We start from the raw sequence: 17,580 nt of genomic DNA on the forward strand, positions 1-17,580 counted from the left end.
TCACTCGCGGTTTCCTGGCCTACCCCCGCCAGCGAAATGCAAATCAGGTTTTTAGGAGCGCTGTAATGCCTGAGATCTACCATTTCTTCCAACAACTGGTTAATGGATTGACCATCGGCAGCACCTATGCCTTGATCGCCATCGGTTACACGATGGTGTACGGCATCATTGGCATGATCAACTTCGCCCATGGCGAGGTGTACATGATCGGTTCCTATGTGGCCTTCATCGCCCTCGCAGGGCTGGCCATGATGGGTATCCATTCGCTGCCGATCCTGATGACCGTTGCCTTCGTCGCGACGATCTTCGTCACCAGCGCCTATGGCTACAGCATCGAACGGGTTGCCTACCGCCCCCTGCGCAACAGCAACCGTCTGATCCCGCTGATTTCCGCCATCGGCATGTCGATTTTCCTGCAGAACACCGTGCTGCTGTCGCAGGATTCCAAGGACAAATCCATCCCTAACCTGATCCCCGGGAGCTTCTCCTTCGGGCCAGGCGGTGCTGAAGAAGTCCTGATCAGCTACATGCAGATCCTGGTGTTCGTGGTCACCCTGGTGGCCATGACCCTGCTGACCCTGTTCATCTCCCGCTCTCGCCTGGGGCGCGCCTGCCGCGCCTGCGCCGAGGACATCAAGATGGCCAACCTGCTGGGCATCAACACCAACAACATCATCGCCCTGACCTTCGTCATCGGTGCCGCGCTGGCGGCGGTGGCGGCTGTGCTGCTGAGCATGCAGTACGGCGTGATCAACCCCAACGCCGGTTTCCTGGTGGGCCTGAAGGCCTTCACGGCGGCGGTACTGGGTGGCATCGGCAGCATTCCGGGCGCGATGCTCGGTGGCCTGGTGCTGGGCGTGGCCGAAGCCTTTGGCGCTGATATCTTCGGCGACCAGTACAAGGACGTGGTGGCATTCGGCCTGTTGGTTCTTGTCCTGCTGTTCCGGCCGACCGGCATCCTCGGCCGCCCGGAGGTTGAAAAAGTATGAACAGAAATCTCAAACAGGCGTTCTTCAGCGCCTTGCTGGTGTGGGCCGTGGCCTTCCCGGTGCTGGGCCTGAAACTGAGCATCGATGGCATCAGCCTGGTGGTGCACAGCCAGGGCTCGTTCACCATCGGCATCATCGCCGCCTGCTCGGTGCTGATGTTCCTGCGCGTGCTGTTCGACAGGCAGTGGAGCTCGGTGATGGGCCGCCGCTCGGATCGCAAGCTGATCTCGCCCGCGGTAAGCAATTACCTGACCCTGCCCAAGACACAACGCTGGATCATCATCGGGCTGATCGTGGTGGCGCTGGTCTGGCCGTTCTTCGGCTCGCGCGGCGCCGTCGACATCGCCACGCTGATCCTGATCTACGTGTTGCTGGGCCTGGGCCTGAACATCGTGGTCGGCCTGGCGGGCCTGCTGGACCTGGGTTACGTCGGCTTCTACGCTGTCGGCGCCTACAGCTATGCGATGCTGTCGCACTACCTGGGCTGGAGCTTCTGGGTATGCTTGCCGATCGCCGGCCTGATGGCCGCGACCTTCGGCTTCCTGCTCGGCTTCCCGGTGCTGCGCCTGCGCGGTGACTACCTGGCGATCGTGACCCTGGGCTTCGGCGAGATCATCCGCCTGTTCCTACGAAACCTGACCGACTGGACCGGCGGCCCCAACGGCATCAGCAACATCCCCAAACCGGAGCTCTTCGGCCTCACCTTCGAGCGGCGTGCTGCCGAGGGGATGCAGACCTTCCACGAGTACTTCGGGTTGCCGTACAACTCGATCAACAAGGTCATCTTCCTCTACCTGGTGGCACTGTTGCTGGCACTGCTGGCGCTGTTCGTCATCAATCGCCTGCTGCGCATGCCCATCGGGCGCGCCTGGGAGGCGCTGCGTGAAGATGAGATCGCCTGCCGCGCGCTGGGCCTGAACCCGACTGTGATCAAGCTCTCGGCATTCACCCTGGGCGCCTGCTTCGCCGGTTTCGCCGGCAGCTTCTTCGCCGCCCGTCAAGGGTTGGTGACACCCGAGTCGTTCACCTTCATCGAGTCGGCGATCATCCTCGCCATCGTCGTGCTTGGCGGCATGGGCTCACAACTGGGCGTGATCCTCGCGGCCATCGTGATGATCCTGCTACCTGAGCTGATGCGTGAGTTCAGCGAATACCGGATGTTGATGTTCGGTGCGCTGATGGTGTTGATGATGATCTGGCGTCCGCAAGGCTTGCTGCCTATGCAACGTCCACACATGGAGCTGCGTCGATGAGCCGCGAAATTCTGCAAGTCAGCGGCCTGAGCATGCGCTTCGGCGGCTTGTTGGCGGTCAACGGCGTGGCCCTGACCGTCAAGGAAAAACAGGTAGTGGCGCTGATCGGCCCGAACGGCGCTGGCAAGACCACCGTGTTCAACTGCCTCACCGGCTTCTACAAGCCCAGCGGCGGCACCATCCTGCTCGACGGCCAGCCGATCCAAGGCCTGGCCGGCCACCAGATCGCCCGCAAGGGCGTGGTGCGGACCTTCCAGAACGTGCGCCTGTTCAAAGAGATGACCGCGCTGGAAAACCTGCTGATCGCCCAGCACCGCCACCTCAACACCAACTTCTTCGCCGGCCTGTTCAAGACCCCAAGCTTCCGCCGCAGCGAGAAAGAGGCCTTGGAGCGCGCGCAGTACTGGCTGGAGAAGGTCAACCTGACCGAGTTCGCCAACCGTACCGCCGGCACCCTCGCCTACGGCCAGCAACGCCGCCTGGAAATCGCCCGCTGCATGATGACCCAGCCGCGGATCATCATGCTGGACGAGCCGGCAGCGGGCCTGAACCCCAAGGAAACCGAGGACCTCAAGGCGTTGATCGCCTATCTGCGTGAGTCGCACAACGTCACCGTGCTGCTGATCGAACACGACATGAAGCTGGTGATGAGCATTTCCGACCATATCGTCGTCATCAACCAGGGCACGCCCCTGGCAAACGGCACACCGGAGGAAATTCGCGACAACCCTGACGTGATCAAAGCCTACCTGGGGGAAGCGTAAATGCTGAAGTTCGAGAACGTCTCCACCTTCTACGGCAAGATCCAGGCGTTGCACAGCGTCAACGTCGAGATCAATCAGGGTGAGATCGTCACCCTGATTGGTGCCAACGGTGCGGGCAAGTCAACCTTGCTGATGACCCTGTGCGGCTCGCCGCAGGCGCACAGCGGCAGCATCAAGTACCTGGGTGAAGAGCTGGTCGGCCAGCCTTCTTCGCACATCATGCGCAAGAGCATCGCCGTGGTCCCGGAGGGCCGCCGTGTGTTCGCCCGCCTGACCGTCGAGGAAAACCTCGCCATGGGCGGCTTCTTCACCGACAAAGGCGACTATCAGGAGCAACTGGACAAAGTCCTGCAACTGTTCCCGAGGCTGAAAGAGCGTTATCTCCAGCGCGGCGGCACCATGTCCGGCGGCGAGCAGCAGATGCTGGCCATCGGCAGGGCGCTGATGAGCAAGCCCAAGCTGCTGCTGCTCGACGAGCCCTCGTTGGGCCTGGCGCCTATCATCATCCAGCAGATCTTCGACATCATCGAACAGTTGCGCCGCGATGGCGTGACGGTGTTCCTGGTGGAACAGAACGCCAACCAGGCGTTGAAGGTCGCCGATCGGGCCTATGTGCTGGAGAATGGCCGGGTTGTAATGCAAGGCACGGGGGAGGCGCTGCTGACCGACCCGAAAGTGCGTGACGCCTACCTGGGCGGTTGACTGGCAAAGGGCTTCGGGTTCAGGCCAGTCAGTTAGCTTTATCAGGGCTGCTACGCAGCCCATCGCCGGCAAGCCAGCGCCTACAGGGTCAGCGCTGTTCCTGTAGCAGCCGGCTTGCCGGCGATGGGCCGCAAAGCGGCCCCAAATCGCTTTCTCTTGTGATCAGCGCCTGGCATGGGTACCGTGGCCTGCACTTCATGCAAGCATCCCGGAGCCCCGTCCCATGCGCCTCACCCCTTCCCTGCTACTCACCGCCCTGCTGCCCCTGTTCGCCGGCTGCCAGATGCTGGCCGCCCCACCAAGCGATCCGAACATCGGCACTGTGCGCATGCAGGGCGAATTGAGCGCCGGGGGCGGCCAGTTGCTGTTCAAGCCCTGCAATGAACCCCGTCGCTTCGTGATCAAGGATGTGGCCGGCACCGGCATTTTGCAGGAAGCCGCCAACCTGGCAGACGACGCCGGTGACAAACTGTTCGCCGATGTGCGCGGGCGCCTCACCGGCAGCAAGCAGGCCAACAGCGACGGCCAGCTCGAGGTGCGCCGCCTGTACCGCCTGGACCCGTCCACCCGCGCCTGCGAAGATCCCAACTTCAAGCAGCTGACCCTGCGCGCCAGCGGCCATGAGCCTGAGTGGGACATCAAGGCCAGTGGCAAAGGCATGGTGCTCAACCGCATTGGCAAGGAGCCATTGCCGCTGCCCTTCCTGGAAGAGGAAGTGCCCGGCGGCGGCCTGACCCTGAGCAGCGAAGCCAACGGCCAGCAGGTGGAACTGTGGGTCGCCCCGCAGCGTTGCGTCGATACTGCCACCGGTGCCGTGCACCACCTGCGCGCCGAGCTGAGCATCGATGGCCAGACCCTGCAGGGCTGCGGCTACTACGGCGGTGCACGCGACAACTGATCGCCGGGCACTTTTATCCTGCCAGTCAGGGCGGCGAACAGCTTATACTTGGCGGTTTGTGTAAAGCCGCCGGCCGCCCATGGCCGGGATACTGGACCCTGCCATGCTACGAATCACCGAACTGAAGCTGCCCCTGGACCATCCCGACGAAGCGCTGCGCGAAGCCATTGTCCAGCGCCTGGGCATCCGCGATGAGCAACTGCTCAGCTTCAACCTGTTCAAGCGCAGCTACGATGCGCGCAAGAAGAACAGCGAATTGCTGTTCATCTACACCATCGACCTTGAAGCCAGCAACGAAGCGGAGCTACTAGCCAAGTTCGCTGACGATCGCAATATCAGCGTCGCGCCGGATGTCACCTACAAGTACGTTGGCCACGCCCCTGCCGACCTGCAGGAGCGTCCGGTCGTGGTCGGCTTCGGCCCGTGCGGTATCTTCGCCGGCCTGCTGCTGGCCCAGATGGGCTTCAAGCCGATCATCCTGGAGCGTGGCAAGGAAGTGCGCCAGCGCACCAAGGACACCTGGGGCCTGTGGCGCAAGAGCGTGCTCAACCCCGAGTCCAACGTGCAGTTCGGCGAAGGCGGTGCCGGGACCTTCTCCGACGGCAAGCTGTACAGCCAGATCAAGGACCCGCTTCACCATGGCCGCAAGGTACTGGAAGAGTTCGTCAAGGCCGGTGCGCCGGACGAGATCCTCTACATCAACAAGCCGCACATCGGTACCTTCCGCCTGACCGGCATGGTCGAGCAGATGCGCCAGGACATCATCGCCCTGGGCGGTGAAGTGCGCTTCCAGGAAAAAGTCACCGACCTGCTGATCGACGGTGGCCAACTGAGCGGCGTGGTGCTGGAGAGCGGCGAGCAGCTGCAGTCGCGCCACGTGGTGCTTGCCTTGGGCCACAGCGCCCGTGACACTTTCCGCATGCTGCACGGCAAAGGCGTGTTCATGGAAGCCAAGCCCTTCTCGGTGGGCTTCCGTATCGAGCACCCGCAAACGCTGATCGACAAGGCGCGCCTTGGCAAATATGCCGGTCACCCGAAACTGGGTGCCGCTGACTACAAGCTGGTGTACCACGCCAAGAACGGCCGCTCCGTATACAGCTTCTGCATGTGCCCCGGCGGTACCGTGGTCGCTGCCACCAGCGAACCAGGCCGCGTCGTCACCAATGGCATGAGCCAGTATTCGCGTAACGAGCGCAACGCCAACTCCGGCATCGTGGTCGGTATCGACCCTGAGCGCGATTACCCGGGCGGCCCGCTGGCGGGTATCGAGCTGCAGGAGCGCCTGGAGGCGCACGCTTATGTAATGGGCGGTAGCAACTATCAGGCACCGGCACAGTTGGTGGGTGACTTCGTTGCCGGCAAACCCTCCACCGCGCTGGGTAGCGTCGAGCCGTCTTACAAGCCGGGCGTGACCTTGGGTGACCTGGCGCCGAGTTTGCCGGATTTCGCCATCGAGGCAATCCGCGAGGCGCTGCCAGCCTTCGATCGACAGATCAAAGGCTACAACCTGCATGACGCAGTGCTGACTGGCATCGAGACACGCACCTCCTCGCCGCTGCGCATCACCCGCGGCGAGGATTACCAGAGCCTGAACGTGAAGGGGTTGTTCCCTGCAGGTGAAGGTGCCGGGTACGCCGGGGGCATTCTTTCGGCGGGTGTTGATGGCATTCGCATTGCCGAAGCCGTGGCGCGGGATATGCTCGGGCTGTAAGCCGGCGACAGGGCCAGGGCAGGCAAATAAAAAACCCCGAACGGGCCTGGCCAGTTCGGGGTTTTGTTTTGGCGCGGTCAGTGCGTAACGCGGCTGGTACCGTCGACAGTCATGATGCGCACACGCTCACCGACGCGGAAGATTTCGTTCTCCTGCACGGCCTGAACGTAGGCGCGCATGCTGCCATCGTCCTCACGCACGGTGATTTCGACACCTTGGGTGCGGGTGATGCCTTCCTCGGCAGCGGAACCCGCCAGGCCACCGGCCACGGCACCGATTACCGCTGCAACGATACTGCCACGGCCACCACCAATGGCACTGCCGGCAACACCACCGACAATCGCGCCTGCACCGCCGCCGATAGGGGTTTTGGTGCCTTCGATCTTGACCGGACGCAGGGACTCGATAGTACCCATGCGCACGGTCTGCACGCGACGGGCCTCATCACGGGAGTAGCTGTCGCCGGTCAGGCTCGAAGCACAGCCGCCCAACAACAACGACATGGTGGTAAAGGTCGCCACCAGCAAAGCGGATTTACGCATGGGTAAAGTCTCCATAAGTCAGGTGTCCATTAGACGCTGCACCTCGACGGCTGTCACGGTAGCAAAGCCATAAAATTATTTCCGTTCAGCTACGGTACAGTCTCCGAGCCGGGCCTGGAAATCTAGACAGAGGATAGTCAGGGTTTACTGCATTGAAGTGGTGACAGCATACATGGGGCTACCGCGCAGCCCCATGAACGTCACGGAGCCAGGCGCTCGCGCTGCCACTGGCCATCGACCCACCGATAGTTCAGCCGGTCGTGCAGCCGGCTCGCCCGCCCTTGCCAGAACTCGATGCGCTCGGGCAGCAGGCGGTAGCCTCCCCAATGCTCGGGGCAGTGGGGCTGGGTGTCGGAGAACCGGGCCTCAGTGGCCTTCACCAGCCCTTCGAGCGCCTCGCGGCTGGCAATCACTCGGCTTTGCGGTGACGCCCAGGCCCCAAGGCGGCTACCCAGCGGGCGGACCTGGTAATAGTCATCCGACTCTTGGGGCGTAACCTTTTCCACACGCCCCTCAATGCGCACCTGACGTTCCAGCGCCGGCCAGAAGAAGGTCATGGCAGCGTAGGGGTTGGCCTGGAGTTGCTGGCCCTTGGCGCTGTCGTAGTTGGTGAAGAAGGTGAACCCTCGGTCGTCGAGCCCCTTGAGCAGCAAAACGCGGCAATGGGGACGGCCATCACCGTCGACCGTGGCGAGGGTCATGGCATTGGCCTCCACCGGTGCCTGCTCGGTCTTTACCGCATCGGCGAACCACTGATGGAACAGAGCGAACGGCTCGCCCGGCGCCTGGGCTTCTGCCAGGCCATCACGGGTGTAGTCGCGGCGCATATCGGCCAGGGATTGGGTCATGGCTGCGTTTCCTTGACGATCAGTTGGTCTTCGCAGGGCTGTTGGCGGCTACTTTTTTCTCGGCCGTAGCTTTCTTGGCAGCGGGCTTGGCCGGCGCGGCTTTCTTTTTGGCGGTGGTTTTAGCAGGTGCCTTGGCTTTGGCTGCAGGCTTTTTGGCAGCAGGTTTGGCCGCTGCCTTGGCGGCTGGTTTGGTAACAGCTGCCTTGGTAGCGGGTGCCTTAGCGTCCTGGACAGCGACCATCGAGGCCGGTGCCGGCGCTGGCCGCTGATATTTGGCCATCAGGGCAAGCATGGTGTTCTGCGGGGTCAACAGCATCTCCACGCGGCGGTTAAGGGACCGGCCTTCGACGCTGTCGTTGGCCGCGCGCGGCATTTCAGAGCCCATGCCCTTGAGCGAAAGACGGTCACGCTTCAAGCCGCTCAAACGGAAGATCGCCGACACGGAAGCGGCGCGCTCCAGGCTGAGCTTCTGGTTGGTAGCAGCAGCGCCGCTGGTGTCGGCGTGGCCCAGCACCAGCACGGCAGTCTTGGGGTCGCCTTCGACGGCTTTGGCCACACGGGTAATCGGGCCCAGGCTCATAGGCAACAGCATGTTCGGACGGTCCGGGTTGTAGGAGCTGTCAGCCGGGATGGTCACAACCAACACATTCTCACGGCGCTCCAGCTCCAGTTTGCTGTCCTTGATCGCTTCACGCAGTTTTGGCTCGTACTGATCGAGCCAGGCCTGGGTGGCCTTTTCGTCGATTTTTGGTACAACCGGGCCCTTGGCCTGCTTGTCGTCACCGCCAAAGGGCCACCACCAGCGGCTGGCGCTCTCGGACTTGGCATCGGCCTTGGCGACTTTTTCGGTGACGGCGTGCTTCACTTCCTGCTCGGCGACCTCGTCCGTACCGAATGGCCACCAGCTGCTGAGGCCGCCCTTCGAGGCATCCTGAGAATGGCTGGCGCAGCCGGTCATAGCGGTCAGGCACAGGGCGAGAGCTAAGGTTTTATGTGAAGACATCAGCGATACACCATGAAATAGAAAGAAATTTTGCCCACACACTTGAGGCGTTGGCATTGAGGATAGTCAAAGGGGTTGCGCAATACCCGCGTTACCCGATCAAAGGCAAGTGCCAAGGACACGCACCAGTTGCTGGGCTCTTGGGTCCATGAGCACGTAAGGGCCAAGGGTATTGACCACGAAACCGAAGGCAACGTCGTGCTCGGGGTCGGCAAAACCGACCGAACCACCTGCGCCGGGATGCCCAAAGGCCCGCGCACCCAGGCCGAAGGTGGCGTTGGCCACTGTGGGTTGGTCCAGCATGCAGCCAAGGCCGAAACGGGTCTGGGTCAGCAGGGTACGATCCTCGCCGATGCTGTGTTCACGCGTCAGTTCATCGAGCAATTCGGACTCGAGCAAGCTGCCGTCGAGCAGGCCGGCATAGAAACCCGCCAGGCTACGGGCATTGCCGTGACCGTTGGCCGCCGGTTGCTGCATGCGGCGCCACTCAGGCTTGTTGGTGCTGGTGAGGATGGCCGGCGGGTTGGTGAACGCACGGGTAGACAACGCCTCGGGCTCACGCATGGTCACCTGCAGCAAGCGCTGGGCGGCAGCATCGCCGGCGTTGCCCTTGCCGCGTGCGATATGGGCCACGCGATCGAATTCTTCGTCCGCCAGGCCTACATGGAAGTCCAGCCCCAGCGGCCGCGCGGTACGCGCCACGATCGACTCCCCTGGGCCACGGCCATCGGCGCGGCGGATCAGCTCGCCGATCAGCCAGCCGTAGGTGATGGCGGCATAGCCGTGCGCGGTACCCGGCGCCCACCAAGGTGTTTCGGCGGCCAGCGCATCGACCATGGTTTGCCAGTCATACAGGGCCTCTGCTGGCAGCAGCTCGCGGATGGCGGGCAAACCCGCCCTGTGGCTGAGCAGCTGGCGCAGGGTGACGCTCTCTTTGCCTGCCTGGGCAAACTCGGGCCAGTAGCGCGCCACCGGAGCATCCAGCGCCAGCTTGCCCTCACCGACCAGTTGCAGTGCGGTGACGGCAGTGAAGGTCTTGGTGCAGGAGAACAGATTGGCGATGGTATCGCTGTGCCAGGCCTGCTGGCCATCTTTGTCGGCGCTGCCCGCCCAAAGGTCGATTACAGTCTCGCCACCGACCTGGATGCACAGCGCCGCGCCGCGCTCCTGGGGATCATCGAACAATGCCGCAAACGCTTCGCGCACTGCCTCGAACTTCAGCTCATAGTGACCCTGGATCTGCACCCGCCTGTTCTCCGTTCGACCTTGCTGAAAAAGGGAGGCATTGTTTCAGTAGTTGGCGGTTTTGCCTACTGGGCAAGGCTGGATGATCACGCAGAAAAGCACCCTTTTCAGGGCGCCTCGTCGGTTGGCGCGCCCGTGGTAGAGCTCCCTTCGTGCAACAGGCTGCTCAACTGACCAACGGCCTGCCGGTTACGCTTGCGCACCGCCTCGACAAAACCCGGATATGGCATATCGGTGATCGCCACCAGCCCTAGGTGCCCGTTCTCGCCATCGAGCAAACGCCCGCTGGCAGGCTGGTCGAGGTACTGGAACCAGTGAGCGCCGACGATCATCGGCTGCGCCAGTGCCGCCTTGAGGAAGTTGCCGTAGGCCGGGCCCCGATCCTCTTCACGCGCCACTTCCACCGGCCCCGGCCAGAAAGGCCCACGGTCACGGGAACCGAACTGGAACTCGGACACCAGCACCGGCTTGTCCAGCTCCGCCAGCTGGGCGAAGTCGTAGCCGTCATCGGGTTTGAGGGTATAGAAGTTGAAGCTCAGCACATCGCAGAACTCGGCGCAGGCCTTGACCGCTTCGGGTGTGCTGACGGCAAAGCGCCCGCCCAGCAGAAGGTGGTTGGGCGCATGCCAGCTCAGCGAATCGGCGATGGTCTTGAAATAGGTTTCGGCGAACACCTGCTGGAAGTGCTGGTAATCGCGTTCGATCTCAGGGTGCTCGGGGTTGGGCAGCGGCGCCTCGAAGCCTGGGTCTTCCATCAATTCCCAGGCTTGCAGGTCGATGCCCCAGGCCTTGGACAACCCCTGCTGGTTACGGTACTTGTCGCGCAGTTGCTTGAGGAAGGCACGCTTGGCCGGCACATCGGTTGTCAGACGCAGGGTGCCATAGGCAAGGCCGTAACGGGCCTTGGGGTCATTGCCAGGCGCAGCCCAGGCCAGCTCGTTATCGGCAAAGTACCCGATCAGCCAGGGATCATCCCGGTGGTCACGGGCGGCGATGGCCACGGCTCGCTCGGTGGCCATGGCGAAACGCGGATCGAACGGGTCGGGCATGCGCCCCCACCAGTCCATGCCTGTGCTGATGCTGGCATAGTCACCGACGATCGACAGCGGCAGGGTATAGGGCATGCGTTTGGCCTGGCCGAGTTCGGGGTCGCTCCAGTTGCCCAGGGTGTTGAAGCCCCAGGCCTGCAACCGATCGAGCGTATGCGCCTGCCAACGAGCGCTATACAGCGCAAGGGGCGGGCAGGGCGCGGCAGGTTGCCCCTCCTCCCCTGCCGGGCAAGGTTTGCCATGGGCGCGCTGGATGTTGGCTGCATAGAAGTCGAACCAACGCCCCTTCTTGAAGTTGCGCCCCTGCGACGATGCATTGCCATCATCGTTGTTGCCCTCGCCATAAAAGGCGGCAAGCGCGTCACCTTCGCCCGGCAGCACGCCGAACATCCCTTCGCGGCCGGCGACATAGGTACGCCCGCCATCGGCAGCCACGGCATTGACGCCCAACGAGTAGAACGGATGGCCCTCGGGGGTTACCAGGTGCCAGCGGCCGTCACGTTTTTCCGTACGGAAGAAACCCGTGGCGTCGAACGCCGGCCCCGCCAACAGGCCGCCGTAGCTGTCCAGCTGTTGCTTGTGATGCTCGGCCAGCCAGGCCTTGAGCTGTTGCTGCTCGCGGTTGTCAGCAGCTTTCAGTTGTTCATCGTTGACCACCTTTTCGGGCCAGCGGCCGCGCGTGGACTGGCCATAAGCATCGATCAGTGCGTGGTAGGCCGCCTGGTAGGCAAGGTCGTCGTCCTGAATACCGACCTTCTCGATCAGCAGGTTCTGCGCAACCTTGGGGCCGGGGATGCTCAAGCTGACAGATACCACCTGCTTGAGATCGACCTCACCGGCGCTGCTGGTCAGCAGCAACCGTTGCCCTTCATGGGTCCAGGGCATCGGTGGGCCGGCGCGCATGCCCTGGCTCAGGGGGGAACTGGCCTTGAGCGGCACCATGACCGTCTGCGCAGGCCCTGCAGGCAGGTCGATACGGCTGGTCAGGGTACGGCCATCGCTGCCCAGCACCGTGACATCGACGGTCAGTGCCCAGTCCATGGCACTTTGCAGGCGCAAGGTCAGAAACTGCCCGGCCGACCAATCCCATGCGCCACTGTGAGGGCTCAGCCGCAGGGTCGGCCGTTCGACCGGGTTGAACACCACCCGCCGCAACACCTCGCCTTCTGCGGTCTGTTCTGCGTTGTACTGCGGCATCCCGGCCCCCTCAGTGGCCACATTGACGACCGAAGCCGGGCGCACGAAGCTGAACAGCGTCTGCTGCCCGGCCATTGCAGAGGCGCTGAACAACAGGGTGAGAACAGCAGGCAAGGTGCGGCGGATCATAGGGCTCAGGCTCTCCTTCCAGGCCCTCATGGGCCCGCGACAGAGTGGTGGACAACGGGCCGGCACATCATGCTCCGGCCTTCAGGAAATCTCCCGCCGGAAGGGCGGCAGCGCATTGAGAATAGCCTTGCCGTAGCGTTGGGTGACCAGACGCCGGTCAAGCAAGGTAATGACGCCCCGGTCCTGCTCGGTACGCAGCAGGCGACCGCAGGCCTGAATCAGCTTCAACGATGCATCGGGTACGGCAATTTCCATGAAGGGGTTGCCACCGCGGGCCTCGATCCACTCGGCCAGTGCCGCCTCGACCGGATCGTCAGGCACGGCGAAGGGGATCTTGGCGATCACCACATGCTCGCAGTAGGCACCGGGCAGGTCGACGCCCTCGGCGAAGCTGGCCAGACCGAACAGCACACTGTGCTGGCCATCATCGACCCGCGCCTTGTGCTTGTTCAGGGTTTCCTGCTTGGACAGGTTGCCCTGAATCAGCACCAGCTTGCGCCAGTCGCGGTCCAGGCCGTCGAAGACTTCCTGCATCTGTTTGCGCGAGGAGAACAGTACCAGCGCACCGCGGGCGTCCTCGACGATGTTCGGCAGCTCGCGGATGATCGCAGCGGTATGCGCCGCAGCATCGCGCGGGTCGGCCTTGAGGTCGGGCACCCGCAGCAGGCCGGCATCGCCATGCACGAACGGGCTGGGCACCACGCAGGTCATCGCATCGCGCGGCAGGCCCGAGCGCATGCGGAAACGGTCGAACTTGCCCAGCGCGGTCAGCGTCGCCGAGGTTACCAGCGCGCCATGGGCCACGCTCCACAGGCTGCGCCGCAGCATTTCGGCTGCCAGAATGGGGCTGGCGTTGACCTCGATGTCGAACAGCGCGCCGCTTTCGGCCAGGGTCAACCAGCGGGCCATGGGCGGGCTGTCTTGCGGGTCCTCGGCAGTGAAGGCGGTCCACAGCTCCCAGTTGCCTTGGGCGCGGGTGACCAGGCTGCCGAACAAGGGGTACCACTCTTCGGCCTGATGGCTGGCGATACCGATGTTGACCTCGCCGTCCATGCCTTCCTTGAGCAGGTCGGCCAGGCGAGTGAACAGGTCGTTGAGGCGGGCGAAGCCCTTTTTCAGCTCGATGCCGACGTCGCGGATCTGCTCGGGTACCACGCCGCCTTCGAAGCGATAGCGCGGGCGCTCACGCCCCTCCACGTCCTCGCTGGGACGGAAGTCGGCGACTTGCTCGCACAAGGTGAACATGAACTGTTGCTGGGTGCGGATTTCCCGCGCCAGCTCCGGCACCTGCTCGATCAGCTTGCCCAGATCGCCCGGCAACGGGTGCTGGGCCAACAGCTTGGTCAGGTTCTTGGCGGTCTGCTCCAGCCAGTCGGCAGTGGAGCGCAAACGGGAAAAGTGAGCGAAGTGGCCGATGGCCTTGTCGGGCAGGTGGTGGCCTTCGTCGAACACGTACATCGTGTCACGCGGGTCAGGCAGCACCGCGCCGCCACCCAGGGCCAGGTCGGCCAGGACCATGTCGTGGTTGGTGACGATCACATCGACCTTGCCCATGCCTTCGCGGGCCTTGTAGAACACGCACTGCTGGAAGTTCGGGCAGTGGCGGCCGGTACATTGGCTGTGGTCGGTGGTCAGCCGCGCCCAGTCCTGGTCTTCCAGGGCCTCGGGCCAGCTGTCACGGTCGCCGTCCCAACGATTGCCGGCGAGCTTCTCGATCATGCTGTTGAACAGCTTCTGGCTGCGCTCGTCGACCTCGATGTGAAAGCCCTCTTCCTCGAACAACTGGGCAGTGGCCGATTGCGCATGGCCCTCCTGCAGCAGGATGTCGAGCTTGGACAGGCACAGGTAGCGGCCGCGGCCCTTGGCCAGGGCGAAGCTGAAGTTCAGGCCGCTGCTACGCATGAGGTCGGGCAGGTCCTTGAAGACGATCTGCTCCTGCAGGGCCACGGTCGCGGTGGCGATCACCAGGCGCTTGCCAGCCGCCTTGGCGGCCGGGATTGCGGCCAGGCTATAGGCGACCGTCTTGCCGGTACCGGTACCCGCCTCGACCGCGACCACGGCAGGCTCGCCCGCGCGGCGGCCTTCGTCGTCGCAGGCGATGTCGCCGAGTACCTTGGCCACTTCGGCGATCATCAGGCGCTGGCCATAACGCGGCTTGAGGCTCTTGGCTTCGAGAAAACGCGAGTAGGCGCCCTGGATGGTGGCTTTGAGTTCGTTGCTGATCATGGTCTGCAGGCGCCCGAAGGGCTGGATATATTTTCAGTGTTTCGCATGGGGCGGCTATCATACCCCGCTATTGCCCATTGTGCCGCATGGAGATCCGGATGCTTGCCTTTGCCCTCCCCTACACACTGCATGTCCTGGCCGCCCTTGTGTGGGTCGGCGGCATGTTCTTCGCCTGGCTGGTGCTGCGCCCGGCAACGGTTGCAGCCCTTGAGGGGCCAGCCCGGCTTCGGCTCTGGGTGGAAGTTTTCCGACGTTTCTTCAGATGGGTCTGGCTGGCGGTAGCCATTCTGGCGATAAGTGGTATCGGCATGTTGCACATGCGCTTCAACGGTTTCGAGACAGCCCCCCGGTATGTACAGGTGATGATGGGGGGCGGGATCGCCATGTTCGCGCTGTTCATGCGTATCCAGGCGCTGTTGCTGCCTGAGCTGAAGGCTGCCGTGCAGGCCGAAGACTGGGCCGCAGGTGCTGCGGCACTGGGCCGGATCCGGCGCATGGTCGGGGCCAACCTCCTGCTGGGGCTGGCGGTGGTGGCGGTGGCCAGTTCGCGGCTACCGACATAGCGAGGCAGCGCCGTGGTCAGCCACGGCGCGTCAGCTCTGCCTGCCGCGGTATGGACATCACGTGGAAAATGCCCGTCAGCAGTATCTGCAAACGATCGAACCAGCGGTGGCTGCGCCCACGCAAGCTGCCGTTGAAGAACAGCACTTCCAGAACGTGCAGCCCCAGCAAGGCGATGCCTGCGGCATTGATCAACAGATTGAACGGCAGCGGCTGTGGCAGCATCTGGTTGAACAGCACCACGCCCCAGAAAGCGATGGTCAGGGTTTTACCCACGCCCAGAATGAATTTCATCTGCCGCTCCCATCGCTGCTCAGTTCAGGTGCAGGTCCACCCGCCGGTTTTGCGCACGGCCTTGTTCGGTGTCGTTTTCTGCCACCGGCTCGCTAGCCCCGCGCCCTTCGCTCGTTACCTTCTGCGGTGCCAGGCCCTGGCTGATCAAATACTGTGCGACGCTGGCCGCGCGCCGCTCAGAGAGTGCCTGGTTGTAACTGTCAGACCCGACATTGTCGGTATGGCCAACCACCTTGATCCGCGATACACCCAACTCGCTGAGCCTGGGCAACAGGCTTTGCAGCCGTTGCTGGCTGCCCACCGTCAAGTCGGCAGAGTCGAATGCGAACATCACCTGGCCCTGATCGTCGAGGGAGATCACCTCTGGCTGGGGCTCAGGCGCAGGTTGGCTGGGCGGATACTGCGGCAGCGGGCAGCCCATGTGGTCGACCGCCGTGCCGGCAGGCGTGTCAGGGCAACGGTCACGGCGATCGAAGACGCCATCCTCATCTTCGTCCCCATCCTGGGCGTAACAGATCAGGCCGCCGGCGATCGCACCCAGGGCGCCAGCGCCTGCAGCCCAGCTCGAGCTTTCGATAGCGCCCAGGCCACCGCCGGCCAGCCCACCGAGCAGGCTGCAGATGGGCCAGGTCCGTTGATTGAGGGGCGCACTGCCGTCACTGTGGGTGGCGCAGCCTGCCAGCAGACTGGAAACCACCAGCAACGGCAGCGCCGCCTTTGACATGACACTCATGATGAATGCTCCTGTGTCGTTGGCCGCAACCGGCCTACAGGAGTAAAGACGCGCCCGCGCCACTTCTCAAGGCGCGGGCGCACGCCGTCAGCGCTCGATCTTGATCTCGGTGCGACGGTTCATCGAACGCCCATCGGCTGTGGCGTTGTCCGCTACAGGCTGGGTTTCGCCGGCACCGACCACCGACACGAAGCTGGCGCGTGGCACACCACTCTCGACCAGGTAATCGGTCACCGAGTGGGCACGGCGCTCGGACAGGTTCTGGTTGTAACTGTCGGAGCCCACGCTGTCGGTGTGGCCGGTGACGCTCAGACGAGCGCTCGGCGCTTCCTGCTTCAGGCGTGTGGAAATGGTGTTCAGGCGTTCCTTGTCGGCCGCCGTCAGGCGCGCAGAGTCGAACTCGAAGTGCACGTCACGGATGACGATGACTTCCTCCTTCTGCACCACGACTTCCTCGACCACGGGCGCCGGCTCTGGCGGGCAGCCATTGGCGTCGACCTGAACACCACGCGCAGTGCCTGGGCATTTGTCACGGCTGTCCGGCACACCATCGCCATCCTCGTCACCATCGCCGTTGGCCCAGCAGTAGCCAGCTGCCAGGCCACCGCCCAGCAACGCACCCCAGCCAGCCCAGCTGGAGCTTTCGATGGCGCCCAGGGCAGCGCCGCCCACACCCCCGACGGCAGCACACTTCGGCCAGTCGGTTTTTTGCAAACCTGCACAACCAGTCAACACACTGGTGAGCAGTACCAGGGGTATCGCTGTGCGTACTATGCTCATTTCGTAGCTTCTCCTAGGGGGAATCGGCATAAGGCCGATCCATGGGAGTAAAGACCGCGCATCTCATCCCTGCCAGCAATAAGCCACGACAGGGTCATACGGTGCTTTGCCCACGGCCGACAGCCCGTTAGTCTTGGAAGACCTGAACGAGGATTGGCAATGACCGACGGTTTTTCCCAACGTACACCCCAGCAGGCCCTGGCGGCCCTGCTGGAGCGCTTCACCCCGCAGCGTCTGCTGCTGGTAGGCACGCGTTTTCCTGCCCTGGAGGCGTTTGCCCAGGCACATCCGCAGGTGACGATCGAGACGTGCCAGCCAGGCGCGCTTGCAGCGCATGTTGCCGCACAACGCTTCGACCTGGCATTGCTGGTGGACTGCCTGGAACATTTGCCCAAACGCGCTGGCCTGGAACTGCTGGGTGGCATCCGCAACCTCAACGCCAGCCGTGTCGCCGTGCTGGCCGACCTGCACGCCTGTGGCTGGCAGGAGACCGATTTTTTTGCCCTGGCCCTGTCGGCCAGCGAGAAATTCCGACGCGACGAGCAGGTCTTGAGCCTGTTCACCTATGATCTACATGACTACAAGCAGGTCCCCGACTGGCTCAACGCCAGGTTCTGGGCCAACCCTGAAAACTTCGGCAAGTACTGGTGGTGATC

General features: G+C 63.4%; 17 protein-coding genes. 8 read left to right on the top strand and 9 right to left on the bottom strand.

Annotation, left to right across the window (positions count from 1 at the left end; translation table 11 throughout):
• Positions 1 to 65 precede the first annotated feature (65 nt).
• From livH to ACMGGN_RS16475, 6 genes are all read left to right on the top strand, one after another.
• Positions 66 to 989 carry a high-affinity branched-chain amino acid ABC transporter permease LivH gene (gene livH, locus ACMGGN_RS16450; protein WP_008097482.1) on the top strand — a complete coding sequence of 308 codons (924 nt, stop codon included), beginning with the start codon at positions 66 to 68 and terminating at the stop codon, positions 987 to 989.
• On the top strand, positions 986 to 2,242 hold the full coding sequence (locus ACMGGN_RS16455) for a high-affinity branched-chain amino acid ABC transporter permease LivM (RefSeq protein ID WP_012313073.1): 1,257 nt from the start codon (positions 986 to 988) through the stop codon (positions 2,240 to 2,242). Before livH ends, ACMGGN_RS16455 begins: the two co-directional genes overlap by 4 nt.
• Complete coding sequence (gene livG / locus ACMGGN_RS16460; RefSeq protein WP_039604710.1) at positions 2,239 to 3,006, top strand: high-affinity branched-chain amino acid ABC transporter ATP-binding protein LivG; 768 nt, start codon at positions 2,239 to 2,241, stop codon at positions 3,004 to 3,006. The genes ACMGGN_RS16455 and livG overlap by 4 nt, the downstream gene beginning before the upstream one ends.
• Complete coding sequence (locus tag ACMGGN_RS16465; RefSeq protein WP_046787727.1) at positions 3,007 to 3,708, top strand: ABC transporter ATP-binding protein; 702 nt, start codon at positions 3,007 to 3,009, stop codon at positions 3,706 to 3,708.
• A 223-nt stretch (positions 3,709 to 3,931) separates the two neighbouring features.
• Positions 3,932 to 4,606 carry a COG3650 family protein gene (locus ACMGGN_RS16470; RefSeq protein WP_115273736.1) on the top strand — a complete coding sequence of 225 codons (675 nt, stop codon included), beginning with the start codon at positions 3,932 to 3,934 and terminating at the stop codon, positions 4,604 to 4,606.
• A gap of 103 nt (positions 4,607 to 4,709) precedes the next feature.
• Complete coding sequence (locus tag ACMGGN_RS16475) at positions 4,710 to 6,317, top strand: NAD(P)/FAD-dependent oxidoreductase (RefSeq protein ID WP_174142045.1); 1,608 nt, start codon at positions 4,710 to 4,712, stop codon at positions 6,315 to 6,317.
• Between the two features lie 77 nt (positions 6,318 to 6,394).
• Here ACMGGN_RS16475 and ACMGGN_RS16480 read toward each other — a convergent pair whose 3' ends face one another.
• The 6 genes from ACMGGN_RS16480 to dinG form a co-directional block, all read right to left on the bottom strand.
• Positions 6,395 to 6,859: a glycine zipper 2TM domain-containing protein gene (locus ACMGGN_RS16480; protein WP_012313068.1), complete on the bottom strand. Its 465-nt coding sequence runs from the start codon at positions 6,857 to 6,859 to the stop codon at positions 6,395 to 6,397.
• A 200-nt stretch (positions 6,860 to 7,059) separates the two neighbouring features.
• Complete coding sequence (gene pdxH, locus ACMGGN_RS16485) at positions 7,060 to 7,707, bottom strand: pyridoxamine 5'-phosphate oxidase (RefSeq protein WP_046787730.1); 648 nt, start codon at positions 7,705 to 7,707, stop codon at positions 7,060 to 7,062.
• A 19-nt stretch (positions 7,708 to 7,726) separates the two neighbouring features.
• Positions 7,727 to 8,710 (bottom strand): OmpA family protein, encoded by a 984-nt coding sequence (locus ACMGGN_RS16490; protein WP_414156132.1) that lies wholly within the window; start codon positions 8,708 to 8,710, stop codon positions 7,727 to 7,729.
• 99 nt (positions 8,711 to 8,809) lie between these two features.
• Positions 8,810 to 9,955 (bottom strand): serine hydrolase domain-containing protein, encoded by a 1,146-nt coding sequence (locus ACMGGN_RS16495; protein ID WP_046787732.1) that lies wholly within the window; start codon positions 9,953 to 9,955, stop codon positions 8,810 to 8,812.
• A 107-nt stretch (positions 9,956 to 10,062) separates the two neighbouring features.
• A complete protein-coding gene (locus tag ACMGGN_RS16500) occupies positions 10,063 to 12,330 on the bottom strand; it encodes a beta-galactosidase (protein ID WP_414156133.1) in 2,268 nt (755 codons plus the stop codon).
• A gap of 81 nt (positions 12,331 to 12,411) precedes the next feature.
• Positions 12,412 to 14,556 (bottom strand): ATP-dependent DNA helicase DinG, encoded by a 2,145-nt coding sequence (gene dinG, locus ACMGGN_RS16505; protein ID WP_115273732.1) that lies wholly within the window; start codon positions 14,554 to 14,556, stop codon positions 12,412 to 12,414.
• Positions 14,557 to 14,654: 98 nt separating this feature from the next.
• Here dinG and ACMGGN_RS16510 point away from each other — a divergent pair, with 98 nt between their 5' ends.
• A complete protein-coding gene (locus tag ACMGGN_RS16510) occupies positions 14,655 to 15,119 on the top strand; it encodes a CopD family protein (RefSeq protein WP_046787735.1) in 465 nt (154 codons plus the stop codon).
• Positions 15,120 to 15,135: 16 nt separating this feature from the next.
• Here ACMGGN_RS16510 and ACMGGN_RS16515 read toward each other — a convergent pair whose 3' ends face one another.
• The 3 genes from ACMGGN_RS16515 to ACMGGN_RS16525 form a co-directional block, all read right to left on the bottom strand.
• Positions 15,136 to 15,411: a DUF1145 domain-containing protein gene (locus ACMGGN_RS16515; RefSeq protein ID WP_012313061.1), complete on the bottom strand. Its 276-nt coding sequence runs from the start codon at positions 15,409 to 15,411 to the stop codon at positions 15,136 to 15,138.
• 19 nt (positions 15,412 to 15,430) lie between these two features.
• Complete coding sequence (locus ACMGGN_RS16520) at positions 15,431 to 16,144, bottom strand: OmpA family protein (RefSeq protein WP_046787736.1); 714 nt, start codon at positions 16,142 to 16,144, stop codon at positions 15,431 to 15,433.
• An 87-nt stretch (positions 16,145 to 16,231) separates the two neighbouring features.
• Positions 16,232 to 16,924 carry an OmpA family protein gene (locus tag ACMGGN_RS16525; RefSeq protein ID WP_115273730.1) on the bottom strand — a complete coding sequence of 231 codons (693 nt, stop codon included), beginning with the start codon at positions 16,922 to 16,924 and terminating at the stop codon, positions 16,232 to 16,234.
• A gap of 159 nt (positions 16,925 to 17,083) precedes the next feature.
• Between ACMGGN_RS16525 and ACMGGN_RS16530 the strand changes: the two genes are divergently transcribed.
• Positions 17,084 to 17,578 carry a DUF6231 family protein gene (locus tag ACMGGN_RS16530; protein ID WP_046787737.1) on the top strand — a complete coding sequence of 165 codons (495 nt, stop codon included), beginning with the start codon at positions 17,084 to 17,086 and terminating at the stop codon, positions 17,576 to 17,578.
• Positions 17,579 to 17,580 lie beyond the last annotated feature (2 nt).

This window comes from Pseudomonas sp. BNK-30, from assembly GCF_047456185.1.
Lineage (GTDB): Bacteria > Pseudomonadota > Gammaproteobacteria > Pseudomonadales > Pseudomonadaceae > Aquipseudomonas > Aquipseudomonas putida_E.